This is a genomic window from uncultured Bradyrhizobium sp. (assembly GCF_936943645.1).
Lineage (GTDB): Bacteria > Pseudomonadota > Alphaproteobacteria > Rhizobiales > Xanthobacteraceae > Bradyrhizobium.
The window spans coordinates 128,465-141,080 of sequence record NZ_CAKZJO010000086.1 but is presented as its reverse complement, the minus strand read 5'-3'; the positions used below and the strand labels follow the sequence as shown (position 1 = coordinate 141,080).

General features: G+C 65.1%; 12 protein-coding genes and 1 pseudogene. 1 reads left to right on the top strand and 12 read right to left on the bottom strand.

Going from position 1 to position 12,616, the window contains the following annotated elements; translation table 11 throughout:
* The 11 genes and pseudogenes from Q0743_RS26050 to sdhC all read right to left on the bottom strand — a co-directional run.
* Positions 1-234: pseudogene (locus Q0743_RS26050) on the bottom strand (OmpA family protein); the annotation flags it as partial.
* Positions 235-420: 186 nt separating this feature from the next.
* Entirely contained in the window at positions 421-663 is a 243-nt protein-coding gene (locus Q0743_RS26045) for a hypothetical protein (protein WP_298244338.1), read from the bottom strand.
* On the bottom strand, positions 663-1,148 hold the full coding sequence (locus tag Q0743_RS26040; protein WP_298244337.1) for a pyridoxamine 5'-phosphate oxidase family protein: 486 nt from the start codon (positions 1,146-1,148) through the stop codon (positions 663-665). Before Q0743_RS26040 ends, Q0743_RS26045 begins: the two co-directional genes overlap by 1 nt.
* 78 nt (positions 1,149-1,226) lie before the next feature.
* Entirely contained in the window at positions 1,227-1,613 is a 387-nt protein-coding gene (locus Q0743_RS26035) for a VOC family protein (protein ID WP_298244336.1), read from the bottom strand.
* Positions 1,614-1,638: 25 nt separating this feature from the next.
* Positions 1,639-2,463: an FkbM family methyltransferase gene (locus Q0743_RS26030; RefSeq protein WP_298244335.1), complete on the bottom strand. Its 825-nt coding sequence runs from the start codon at positions 2,461-2,463 to the stop codon at positions 1,639-1,641.
* Positions 2,464-2,696: 233 nt separating this feature from the next.
* Positions 2,697-4,649, bottom strand: coding sequence for an ABC transporter ATP-binding protein/permease (locus Q0743_RS26025; RefSeq protein WP_298244334.1), 1,953 nt, complete (start codon positions 4,647-4,649; stop codon positions 2,697-2,699).
* A gap of 52 nt (positions 4,650-4,701) precedes the next feature.
* Entirely contained in the window at positions 4,702-6,870 is a 2,169-nt protein-coding gene (locus Q0743_RS26020; RefSeq protein WP_298244333.1) for a hybrid sensor histidine kinase/response regulator, read from the bottom strand.
* 189 nt (positions 6,871-7,059) lie between these two features.
* Positions 7,060-7,842 (bottom strand): succinate dehydrogenase iron-sulfur subunit, encoded by a 783-nt coding sequence (locus Q0743_RS26015; protein WP_298244332.1) that lies wholly within the window; start codon positions 7,840-7,842, stop codon positions 7,060-7,062.
* A gap of 103 nt (positions 7,843-7,945) precedes the next feature.
* A complete protein-coding gene (sdhA, locus tag Q0743_RS26010) occupies positions 7,946-9,781 on the bottom strand; it encodes a succinate dehydrogenase flavoprotein subunit (protein WP_298244331.1) in 1,836 nt (611 codons plus the stop codon).
* A 3-nt stretch (positions 9,782-9,784) separates the two neighbouring features.
* Entirely contained in the window at positions 9,785-10,189 is a 405-nt protein-coding gene (gene sdhD, locus Q0743_RS26005) for a succinate dehydrogenase, hydrophobic membrane anchor protein (protein WP_298244330.1), read from the bottom strand.
* A complete protein-coding gene (sdhC, locus tag Q0743_RS26000) occupies positions 10,186-10,584 on the bottom strand; it encodes a succinate dehydrogenase, cytochrome b556 subunit (RefSeq protein ID WP_298244329.1) in 399 nt (132 codons plus the stop codon). Before sdhC ends, sdhD begins: the two co-directional genes overlap by 4 nt.
* A 511-nt stretch (positions 10,585-11,095) precedes the next feature.
* Between sdhC and Q0743_RS25995 the strand changes: the two genes are divergently transcribed.
* A complete protein-coding gene (locus tag Q0743_RS25995) occupies positions 11,096-11,956 on the top strand; it encodes a sulfite exporter TauE/SafE family protein (protein ID WP_298244328.1) in 861 nt (286 codons plus the stop codon).
* Positions 11,957-12,122: 166 nt separating this feature from the next.
* Here the strand turns inward: Q0743_RS25995 and Q0743_RS25990 are convergent, their stop codons facing one another.
* Positions 12,123-12,476, bottom strand: coding sequence for a DUF3658 domain-containing protein (locus Q0743_RS25990; protein ID WP_298244327.1), 354 nt, complete (start codon positions 12,474-12,476; stop codon positions 12,123-12,125).
* Positions 12,477-12,616 lie beyond the last annotated feature (140 nt).

The window sequence follows — 12,616 nt, the reverse complement described above, 5'->3', positions numbered from 1 at the left end:
ATGGGGAGGTGCAGCCGCGGGCGGCGGTGCAGCCGGGCGCGCGGGTGCCGCAGGCGGTGCGGCCGCTGGCGGTCCCTTCGGCGGCTGCTTCGGTTTTCCGTCAGGGCCCGTGTCTTGCGGCTGGGCCTGCGCGACCACGAGCGGTGCGGCGCCTTGCGCATGCGATGCGGTGTTGGCCAATTGCATCGCGGTGAGAGCCGTGGTCGCAAGCAGCACGAAACGAAGGTTGGTCATGGCGGTGAACTTCCCCGGAAGGTTCTTTGACGAAGTGATGTGATGAACGGCTACGCGTTAGGCCGCATTGTGGCAGGCGAAGCAGTCGCGGCCCGATTTATTTCTTCACGCAAATCGACTCACTATGATGACGTTCATTGCGCATTCAGACGTCGGTTGCAATCGCCTCACATGTGATGCCTCGCCTCATATGTGATCGCGCGCAGGCATTGCGTCCGTCGCGGGATTGGGCGTGAGCGGACCATTCGGCCCGCGCGACGGAATCTCCTCAGGTATCCGGCCCGGCAATTCGTCGGGGCGCGGAGATTCGCCGGGCTCGCGCACCGGCGGCGTGATTTCGGGCTGCGGGTTGCCGGGCGGAATTCCCGGCGGCGGCTCGGTCGGCGTGCCCGGTGTCGACGGCGGAATCTCGGGCGGTTCGATCGGCATCACAACGAGACCTTGCGGTTCTCGCCGATGTCGGGCCGCGTGTTCGTCACCACTGCCGCGGCCATCTTCACGTAGGAAATGACCGTGCCAGGCGAATCCCAGAACTCGGCATCGTCGGGCGTGATCTTGAGCACGCGGATGTTGGGATCCTCGGCGCTGCCCCACCACGCCTTCGCCGGTGTCGAGAACAGCTCCTTGATCTTCGCGCGGTCGTTGGAGACGGCGGCTGTTCCGGTCAGCGAAACGTATTTCTGGCTGCCGGCGTCCGCGAACGACAAATTGATGGAGGGATCGCGCGCTATCTCCTCGTCCTTGTGGCGCCGCGCATCGGTCAGGAAGTAGATGGCGTTCGCGTCGCGATCGAGAAAAGCACTCATCGGCCGCGCGCGCAGCTTGTCGCCGTCGCGCGTCACCAGCATCGCGAATCCGATCTTCTTCATCAGATCCCAGGCGCGGTCCACGTCGCGGGCATTGTCGTTGGCCATATCGCACTCCTTCTGCAAGGAATAATAACGACCTGCCGGATGCGATGTTCCCGAGGGGAATCCAGGGCTGCCCTGGACCTATTCCGGCATGTGGCAGACCGCCTCGATGTTGTGACCATCGGGGTCGAGCACGAAGGCGCCATAGTAATTCGGGTGGTAGTGCGGGCGGATGCCGGGCGGGCCGTTGTCGCGACCGCCTGCCGCAATGGCCGCCTTGTAGAAGGCGTCGACGGTGGCGCGGTCCCTGGCTGCGATCGCGATGTGCACCGGCTTGTTCATCGCGCCTTCGCCGCCGAACCAGAGATCCGGCTTGCCGTCCGCGCCGAAACCCGCGGCCGCAGCATGACCTGTCTGCTGCGCCGTGACCTCCATGATCAGGCCGTAGCCGAGCGGAGCCAGCGCCTTCGTATAGAACGCCTTTGCGCGCGCGTAGTCGGAGACCGAGAAACCCAGATGGTCGATCATCGTTAGCCTCCCTTGCTTGTGCCTGTCAGCGCGACAGGAATGTGTTGCTTCGCGTCTTGCGCGCGACCTTGAAGCCGCGTGCGACCATGTCGGCAATACAATCCTGCTGCCATTCGTTTTGTGACAGATGTTCGATCACCACCGCGCGCGGCCACAGCGATGGCGGCGCGTCGCGGAAGAAGCCGATCAGCACGCGGTCCTCGAAGCCCTCGACGTCGATCTTGAGCGAATCGACCTGGGTGACGCCGGCCTCGTCCAGAATCCTTGTCAGCCGCAGCGACGGCACCTTGATGGCCTCCGCACTGGCCGTGCCGGTGACGACATGCGTGGCGCCGAGATTGCCGCCACCGCTCTCGATCATCAGCTCGCCATCGCTGTCGCCGGCCGCGGCCTGCACCAGACGCACCTGAGCCGATTTCGATGCGGCATGGTTGAAGGACAGCCGTCCGAACGTCAGCGGATGCGGCTCGATCGCGACCACCCTTCCGTTGCTGCCGACCTGTCGCGCCATCACCAGTGCAAAGGTGCCGACATTGGCGCCGACATCGACGAAGGTGCCGCCCGAGGGCGTATGCTGGCGCAGGAAATCGAGCTCGTCGAGATTGTAGTCGGGATTGAACAGCGCGCCGCGCTCGGTCGCGCTGCCCTGGTGATAGAGACGGAACGAGGCACCCTGATACTGCACGTCGACAGGGCCGCTCCGCAGCAGGTTCACCAGCCGCGACATCCATGGCCGGAATGCGCCGCGCTTCAGCCCCGATTGTTGCGTGAGGCCGATGATCGCAGCCTGCGCCGCGTTCGGCGCGAACGCGCCGAATGGCGCGGACGAAGGGATGTTGTCGGTCGTCAAGCAGGCGATCCTCGTTGCAGGCGGCGCATGCATAGCCGGTTTTGGTGGGGACTCCAACGCTCCATCACCAGTGTCGTCCCGGGGCGCGAAGCGAACCCGGGACCCATAACCCCAGGGAGGAGTGTAGCGCGAGACGCCCACTCCGAATCTTCGTCGAACCGCTCCCTGTGGGTATGGGTCCCGGATCGGCGCGCGCTTGGGGCGCGCTTGTCCGGGACGACGGAAAGATAGTACTACGCCGCCTTCTTCGGTGCCTTGCGCTGTCGCAAGAAGCGCCCGAGCAGCTTACGCTTGCCCTTGCGCGGGATCAGGTCGATGTCGCTGACGAGCTTGGCGCCGCCCTTGCGCCGCTCCAGCACGATCTTGCGGCTGTGGAATGCTTCCAGCTCGACGCGATGCGCGACGCTGACGATGGTGGCCTCTCGCAGCTCGTCGGTGACCATCTTCATCATCTTGTCCTGGCTCTTCTCGTCGAGCGCCGAGGTCGCCTCGTCCAGCACGACGATATCGGGGTTGTGCAAGAGCAGCCGCGCGAAGGCGAGGCGCTGCTTCTCGCCGCCGGAGAGCGTCTGATCCCAGGGGCCATCTTCCTCGATCTTCTCCTTGAGGTGATCGAGGCCGACCTTGTGCAGGGCCTCGCCGATCTCATCGACGGTCCAGTCCTCCTCGGCGCCGGGATAGGCGACGGCGCGGCGCAGGGACCCGGAGGGCACGTAGGGACGCTGCGGCAGCATGAACAACCGACGGTCCGGATGGAAATTGACGCTGCCGCCGCCCCACGGCCACAGGCCTGCGATAGCACGCACCAGCGTGCTCTTGCCGGTGCCGGATTCGCCGGCGACCAGCAGCCGCTCGCCGGGCTCGATCGCGACCTCGGTCTCGCCGACCACGGCGGTGCCGTCGTCGAGCGTGACAGAGAGATCGTTGAGCTCCAGCATCGTCTCGTTGCGGGTCTCGCCGCGCTTGATGCGGCCAAGTCCGTCGCCCTGCTCGGCGCGCTCGAGGCCGTCGAGCGACATCATCAGCGAGGCGATGCGGCGCGCGCAGGCATTCCAGTCGGCGAGCCGCGGATAATTGTCGACCAGCCAGCCGAACGCACTCTGCACGATGGTGAAGGCGGAAGCCGCCTGCATCACCTGTCCCAGCGTCATGGAGCCGTCGAGAAATTTCGGCGCGCACAGTAGCAGCGGCACGACGGGGGCGACGAGGCTCGATCCTTGCGATACCAGCGTGGTGCGCATGTGCTGGCCGGCGAGCCGCGCCCACTGCCTGAGCACGCTGGTGAAGTTGCGATCGATGCCCTCGCGCTCTTCTTCCTCGCCGCCGAGCAGCGCGATGCTCTCGCCGTTTTCGCGCACGCGCGTCAGCGTGTAGCGGAAATCGGCCTCGGCCTGGTTCTTGTCCTCGGAGACCTGCACGAATTGCCGGCCGATCACCAGGATCGAGCCCGAGGCGATTGCGGCGTAAAGCATCGCGGCAATCACGAGGAAGCCGGGAATGGTGATGGTCGAGCCACCGAGGGTGACGGTGAGCGCACCTCCGATGGTCCAGAGCACGACGATGAAGGTCGCGGCGGACAACAGCGCCGAGGTGACGCCGGCGAGAAAATCGACCGGCGAATCCGTCGCGATGCGCAAATCCTCGGCGATCCGGTATTCTGGATTCTTGTGGTCGCCGCCGACGAGGTTGAGCTGGTAGTAACGGCCGTTCTTGAGCCAGCGCGTCAGCACGCTGTTGGTCAGCCAGGCGCGCCAGCGCCGCTGGATGCCCATCCGCGCGAACACCTGCGCGACGCCGAGCACGATGCTGCCGATCGCCAGCGGAAAGAACATCGCGGTGAGATGGAAGACCGTTCCCGCATCGCGCTTCTCGATCGCGTCGAAGATCGCTCTGTTCCAGACATTGATGCCGTACTGGAAGCCGACGGTGAGGACGATCAGCACGACGAGGCCGAGCGAGAACGGCCAGGCGAGGCGATCGCCGTTGCGGCCCCAGAAGCCGCGCGCGCTGATCCAGAACCGCGTCAGCAGATAATCCTTGCGGGCCTGCTCTGCCTCCTCGGGTGAGAGTTCGGGGTCCGGCTCAAGCAGCTCCGGGGGCGGCGGTGCGACCTCATCGCCACTCTCGCCCTTGATCCCGACGATCGGTGGCTTGTCCTGTTCGCGCTTTGCGGCCGGCTTGTGCATGTGCGGACAACGCGAGGGAAATCAACCGGTTCCCTCTGGTTCCCGGAAGGCCCTATTCGGCGGCACCGTTCTGGACGCGCCGAATCCGGCCGGGCCGATGCAGAACGCGCGACAATTCCTCGATCGAATAGGGTTTTTGCACCAGGTCGAAGCCGGCCACGCCATCTTGCGACAGCGCCTGGCTGTAGCCCGTCGTCAGCACGACTGGCACGTCGATGCTGCGGTCGCGGAGGGCCTGCGCCAGATCGAGCCCGGTCATGCCAGGCATCACGACGTCGGAGAACACGACGTCGAAGCGATCGGCGTCCATGACGAGCTCGGCGAGCGCGTCGGTCGCATTGTCGACCAGCGTGATGCTGTAGCCGAGCTCGGTGAGGCCGTCGGCGGCGAAATTGGCCAGCTCGATATTGTCCTCGACCACCAGCACCGACATGCCGCTGCCGGCCACCGCCGGCGCCGTGTTGGGCGCCTGTCGCTGCGGCAGCAGGTCCGGCGGCACGCGCGGCAGATAGAGCGAGAAGGTGCTGCCGTGCCCCAGCTCGCTCGTGACCGTCACCTCGCCGCCGGATTGCCGGGCGAACCCGAACACCTGGGACAGGCCGAGGCCGGTGCCGTGGCCGACCTGCTTGGTGGTGAAGAACGGCTCGAAGATGCGCCCCAATCGGGCGGCGGGAATGCCGATGCCGGTGTCGCTGACGGTCACGCTGACGAAGCCGTGGTTGGCCGAGATCTGGCCTGCCGAGGTCTGGCCGCCCGAGGCGTCGGCCAGCGTATCGGGAACGGTCGTCGCGGGCTCGACCTTGAAGGTGATCCTGCCCTTGCCCTGCATGGCATCGCGCGCATTGGTCGCCATGTTGATCAGCGCCGTCTCGAACTGGCCGGCATCGGCACGGACGAGGCAGGGCTCCGTGGGCAGGCGCATGGCGATCTCGATGGCCGGCCCCAGCAGGGGCGCAAGCATGTCGTGCAGCGCCTGCATCCGTTCGGCGACGTCGAACACCTCCGGCTTCAGGGGCTGGCGCCGCGCGAAGGCGAGCAGCTGCGAGGTCAGCTTGGCCGCCCGCGCCACGGCGTCCGCGATCGCGGTGATGTAGCGCTGGCGCCGCTCCTCCGTCAGTTGCGGCCGGTTCAAGAGGTCGACCGAGGCGCGGATCACCGTCAGCAGATTGTTGAAATCGTGCGCGACGCCGCCGGTGAGCTGTCCGAGCGCCTCCAGGCGCTGGCTGTGCTTGAGCGCCTCCTCGGCCTCGCGCCGTTTTGCGGCTTCGGCCTGGAGGTTTTGCGTGCGCCGGAACGCCAGCGCCAGCAGCAGAAACAGCAGCGCGGTGGCGGGTAGGCCGAACACCAGATGCTGGCCCATGGTGGCCAGCCAGCGCGCGCGGATCGCCGAGGTCTCGAGCCCGGCGCTGACATAGATCGGGTACTCCGCGACACGCCGGTAGCCGATGCGGCGCTCGATCCCGTCCGACGGCCAGGCGATGGTGATGAGGCCGTGATCGGGGCGCGCCGCGATTTCCCGGCCGACAGGTCCGGTCGGATCGAGCCTGAGGTCGTGGTCGAGCCGCGGGAAATGCGTGAGCATCGCGCCGTCGGTGCGGCCCATCGCGAAGAAGCTGCCGGGATCCGATCCAATTCTGGCGTAGAAACTCTCGAAATACTCCGGCAGCACCGAGGCCTGGATCACGCCGACGAAACGCCCGTCGTCGGAGTCGCGGCGGCGGCTCACCCCGAAGAAACGTGCGCCCTGATAGGGTGATCGCGGGGTCAGGGCCGTGCCGATGAAGGTGCCGATGCTCTGGTCGATATGGACGTAGAAATAGTCGCGGTCGGCAAAGCCCAGGTCCGGCGGCGGCGAGGCAAGGCTGTTGACCAGCGCTTTCCCGTCCGCGTCGAAGATCCAGGCCGATTTGAGCTGCGGCAGCGAATCGCTCAGCCGCTTCAGGCGGCGGTGCAGCGCCGGCTCGTGCGCGCGGATGGTGTCGTCGGACAGGCCACGGACCACCTCGTTGAGCTCGGCAAGGCTGCGATCGATCGTTTCGAACACCTTGAGCGCATGCTCATGCACGACGTCGAGCGTGCGCTCGATCTCCCGGTCGGCGATGTCCCTGGTCGAGGTGTAGGAGATGCTGGCGGCGATCACGAACAGCGCGATCGGCAGCGCCAGGGATGCCGCCATCATCCACTGCAACAGCCTCAGCGAGTTGCGTTGCGCCCTTTGCACAGTCGCTCCGTCCCTGAGGGGAGCTTAACTGAATCTCGCGAAGGGAAGGAAGCGGCTTGTGCGGGAACCGGTGGTTGTAAGCCAAAAGCTTACGCGCGCAGCGGGTCGGAGAAAATTCTCCTCGAATTGACCGCAATCCCGGATTGTCCCGGCCGGTCCGGCCGGGAATCAAGGCAAAGAACCTGGCCGTCAGATCTGGCGCTCGACCATCTTGAGCTTGAGCTCGGCGATGGCCTCCGCGGGGTTCAGCCCCTTCGGGCACGCCTTGGCGCAGTTCATGATGGTGTGGCAGCGATAGAGCCGGAACGGGTCCTCGAGATTGTCGAGCCGCTCGCCGGTGGCTTCATCGCGCGAATCCGACACCCAGCGGTTGGCCTGGAGCAGCGCGGCGGGGCCGAGATAGCGCTCGCTGTTCCACCAATAGCTCGGGCACGACGTCGAGCAGCAGGCACACAGGATGCATTCGTAGAGGCCGTCGAGCTTCTCGCGGTCCTCGTGGGTCTGGCGCCATTCCTTCTGCGGCGTCGGCGAGGTCGTCTTCAGCCACGGCTCGACGGAGGCATACTGGGCGTAGAAATTGGTGAGATCAGGGACAAGGTCCTTCACGACCGGCTGGTGCGGCAGCGGATTGACCTTCACTGCGCCGTCCTTCACGTCGTGCATCGAGCGCGTGCAGGCCAGCGTGTTCTGGCCGTCGATGTTCATGGCGCAGGAGCCGCAGACGCCTTCGCGGCAGGAGCGGCGGAAGGTCAGCGACGGGTCGATGTGGTTCTTGATCCAGATCAGGCCGTCCAGCACCATCGGGCCGCAATCATTGGTGTCGACGTAATAGGTGTCGACGCTCGGATTCTTGCCGTCGTCCGGATTCCAGCGATAGACCTTGAACTCGCGAACCTCGGTCGCGCCCGCGGGCTTCGGCCAGGTCTTGCCGCCGGTGATCTTGGAGTTCTTGGGAAGTGCGAATTCAACCATAAGTCCTGCCTCTGGTTTTCCGCGTCATTGCCGGGCTTGACCCGGCAATCCATCGTTCTTGAAAGATGGATGCGCGGGTCAAGCCCGCGCATGACAGCAATGATCAGTACACGCGCGCCTTCGGCGGGATGTACTGCACGTCGTTGGTCATGGTGTAGTCGTGAACCGGGCGGTACTCGATCTTGACCTTGCCGGCATCGTCCAGCCAGGCCAGCGTGTGCTTCATCCAGTTCTTGTCGTCGCGCTCGGAGAAGTCCTCGCGGGCGTGGGCGCCGCGGCTCTCGGTGCGGTTGGCGGCCGAGTTCATCGTCACCACCGCCTGCGAGATCAAATTGTCGAATTCGAGCGTCTCGACGAGATCCGAATTCCACACCAGCGAGCGGTCGGACACGGCGATGTCGGTGATGCCGCTGTGGACCTTCGCGATCAGGTTCTGGCCTTCGCTCAGGACTTCGCCGGTGCGGAACACCGCGCAATTGGTCTGCATCACATTCTGCATGCCTTCGCGCAGTTTTGCGGTCGGCGTGCCGCCGGAGGCGTAGCGGTAATGGTCGAGCCGGCCGAGCGCGAGCTCGGCCGAGTTGGCCGGCAGCTCCGGCTGCTTGGCGTTCGGCGTCAGCTTCTCGGCGAGGCGCAGCGCGGCGGCGCGGCCGAACACCACGAGGTCGATCAGCGAATTGGAGCCGAGGCGGTTGGCGCCGTGCACGGAGACGCAGGCGGCTTCGCCGATCGCCATCAGGCCCGGGATGATCGCGTTGTCGTCGCCGTCCTTCTTGGTCAGCACCTCGCCGTGATAGTTCGTGGGGATGCCGCCCATATTGTAGTGCACGGTCGGCACGATCGGGATCGGCTCGCGCGTCACGTCGACATTGGCGAAGATCTTTGCGGATTCGGAGATGCCCGGCAGGCGTTCGGCGAGCACCGCGGGATCGAGGTGGTCCAGATGAAGGAAGATGTGGTCCTTCTTCTTGCCGACGCCGCGCCCTTCGCGGATCTCGATGGTCATCGCGCGCGAGACGACGTCGCGCGAGGCGAGATCCTTGGCCGACGGTGCATAGCGCTCCATGAAGCGCTCGCCCTCGGAGTTGACGAGATAGCCGCCCTCGCCGCGGGCGCCCTCGGTGACGAGGCAGCCCGAGCCGTAGATGCCGGTCGGGTGGAACTGGACGAACTCCATGTCCTGCATCGGCAGGCCTGCGCGCAGCACCATGCCGCCGCCGTCGCCGGTGCAGGTGTGCGCCGAGGTGCAGGAGGCGTAGGCGCGGCCGTAGCCGCCGGTCGCGAGGATCACGGTCTGGGCACGGAAGCGATGCAACGTGCCGTCGTCGAGCTTGAGCGCGATGACGCCGCGGCAGGTGCCCTGGTCGTCCATGATCAGGTCGATGGCGAAGAACTCGATGAAGAACTCGGCCGCGTGGCGCAGCGACTGGCCGTACATCGTGTGCAGCATGGCGTGACCGGTGCGGTCGGCGGCGGCGCAGGTGCGCTGCGCCTGGCCCTTGCCGTAGTCCATGGTCATGCCGCCGAACGGACGCTGATAGATCTTGCCATCCTCGGTGCGCGAGAACGGCACGCCCCAATGCTCGAGCTCGTAGACCGCGTCGGGCGCATTGCGCACCATGTATTCGATCGCGTCCTGGTCGCCGAGCCAGTCCGACCCCTTCACGGTGTCGTACATGTGCCAGCGCCAGTCGTCCTTGTGCATGTTGCCGAGCGAAGCGGAGATGCCGCCCTGCGCCGCGACGGTATGCGAGCGGGTCGGGAACACCTTGGTGATGCAGGCCGTGCGCAGGCCCGCTTCGCTGCAGCCGACCACGGCGCGCAGGCCCGCGCCGCCGGCGCCGACCACGACGACGTCGTAGGTGTGGTCTTCGATCGGATAGGCTTTGCCGTTGGTGGCGGGAGCGCCGTTGCCCGAGCCATTCGTTGTGGTGGCCATGGGTTACACTCCGGAGGAAAGTTTCAGAATCGCGTAGGTCGAGGCGAGCGCCACGGCGACCGAGAAGAAGTTGTTGAGCATGATCGAGACGAGCTTCAGCTTCTCGTTATGGACGTAGTCCTCGATCACCACCTGCATGCCGATCTTCATGTGCCAGGCGCTGGCGAAGATGAACAGCAGCAGGATCACCGCGACGGGAATCGAGCTGAGGATCTGCGCTGCGCCGACCTGGTTGCGGCCGAGCAGCATCATGATGATGACCAGCACGGGGATCATCAGCAGCGTCATGGCGACGCCGGTGATGCGCTGGCGCCAGAAATCGGACGTGCCCGAATGCGCGGCGCCGAGATTGCGGACGCGGCCGAGCGGGGTGCGCATGCTGCGCTTGGGCGTATCGGTCGCGCTCATCGTCCGCCTCCGATCGCATAGGCGATGATCCAGATCAGCACCGTCAGTACGATGCCGCCGATCAGCGCGCCCCAGGTCAGCGCTTCGCGCTCATTGGCCTTGAAGCCGTAGCCGAGGTCCCAGACGAAATGCCGGATGCCGCTCAGCATGTGGTGCATCAGCGCCCAGGTGTAACCGAACACGATCAGGCGGCCGATGATGCTGCCGGCAAAGGCCTGGACATGGGCATAGGCGGCCGGGCCGGAGGCCGCCGCAACCAGCCACCAGACCAGCAGCAGCGTTCCGACGTAGAGGGCGATGCCGGTGGCGCGATGAACGATGGACAGCGCCATCGTCAGCGTCCAGCGGTAGACTTGCATGTGTGGTGAAAGCGGTCGTTCGATCCGTGCGGTCATGGGCTTTGATGTTGTATGGCGGCCCAGCAGAGGGCGCGCGGGGATCGCGAAAGGTCGGCTCTATTTACGGAGTCGATTTGCCCTGCGCAATCACCAAATCGCCATAAATCGAACCGGCGTTCAGCTCTATGGCCTTGATGAAACAAGGCCAATCAGGGCCTTGGTATACCAGGGCGGCTGCATGCCGAGCAAAAACAGAACAATTATTCACTTCTTGCGGCAACGGAGCGGGCGCGTTGAAATCACTATTGGAACGGCTCTAACCCGCTCCGAGCCGTCGGGCGTTCGAACCAGTCAGTTCACGCCGCTCGGCCTACCGACGCAGCGCGCACGATTTCCATGCTGCGCACTCATTTTTCGCAGCACGGGCGGATATGCGCAGCCTGCATTCCACCCAAGACCGGCGAGTCGGCTGTCGACCGTGCAAATCAGATCGCCTACAGCTTGGCATGCAGCCAATTCCGAGCGCTCGTTTCGGAAACGCTGCGACCAGTCGCCGGGCAGGTCAGGGGTGATTGCAGGTCTTGATATCAAGGAGATCGTCGAGCTCGCGCTGCTGCTGATCGCAACCGGCGCGCTCTCGGGGTTTCTGGCTGGCGTGTTCGGCATCGGCGGCGGTGCGATTCTCGTGCCGGTGTTCTACGAATGCTTCCGCATCGCCGGCGTGCCGCTCGAGGTGCGGATGCCGCTCTGCGTCGGCACCTCGCTCGCGGTGATCATCCCGACCTCGATCCGTTCGTTTCAGGCCCACTACAAGCGCGGCGCCGTCGACATGACGATCCTGCGCGTCTGGTGGCTGCCGATCGTGATCGGCGTCGTCGCCGGCAGCGTGATCGCCCGCTACGCGCCGGAGCGGCTGTTCAAGATCGTCTTCGTCTGCGTTGCCTACTCTGCCGCCGCGCGTCTCATTTTCGCGCGCGAAGGCTGGAAGTTCGGCGACGACCTGCCTGATGGGCCGTTGATGCGCGCCTACGGTTTCTGCGTCGGCATCCTGTCGACGCTGATGGGTATCGGCGGCGGCCTGTTCTCGAACCTCCTGATGACCTTCTACGGCCGTCCCATTCATCAGGCGGTCGCGACGTCGTCGGCACTCGCCGTGCTGATCTCGATCCCCGGCGCGCTCGGCTACATCTATGCCGGCTGGCCCGCGGCGGCGACCTATCCCGCCGTCGCAGCGCTGCAGATCCCGTTCGCGCTTGGTTACGTCTCGCTGATTGGCGCCGTGCTGGTGATGCCGATGAGCCTCGTCACCGCGCCGCTCGGCGTGAGAGCGGCGCATGCGATGTCGAAGCGCACGCTGGAGATGGCGTTCGGGTGCTATCTCTTCGTCGTCGGCAGCCGGTTTGTGATGAGCTTGTTGGGCGGGCAGTAGGCGCCACACACTCCGTCATTGCGAGCGTAGTGGCTTATCCGCCGAAGCCTTTGGCGAAGGCGGAAGCAATCCAGAATCTTTCCGCAGCGGCAGCCTGGATTGCTTCGTCGCAAGAGCTCCTCGCAATGACGGGTGAGAGAGCAGAGCCTGGAAATCGCGAGCCGAACTAGTCCTTCAATCGCACTTCGCTACCGAACCAATCCCGGAGATCGCCGATCCCTTCGATCCGATCGGCCTCGGAAAGGACCTTCAGTCGCGCGGCAATCGCTTCGCCTTCGATCGGCAATCCGAGTTCTTTGCAGCGATCCAGCACATAGGTGACCATCATCGCGGTTTTCCGCCACGTCGGCTTCATAACCGAGAGGATGATCTCGTCGAATCGTTCCTCGGTTACCGAAGGCGGAAGCTGCACCTCCTCCCACGTGAGCTCACATATATATTCTACCGGTTCACGCTTCGACTTCGGCGGCTCCAGATCCGGATATTGATCGTAGATCGGCTGGAGAAGCTCGTCCTCCAAGGCGCCAACGACGCCGTCAAGCCAGTCTCCAAGCTCAATCCGCTCGGCCTTGGCAAGCCCGCGATAGCCATTCGGGCCTGGTCGAGAGCCCTATAAGCATCGAGGAGATGATCGTTGATCCGGACAGCCTGCTCGCGTTT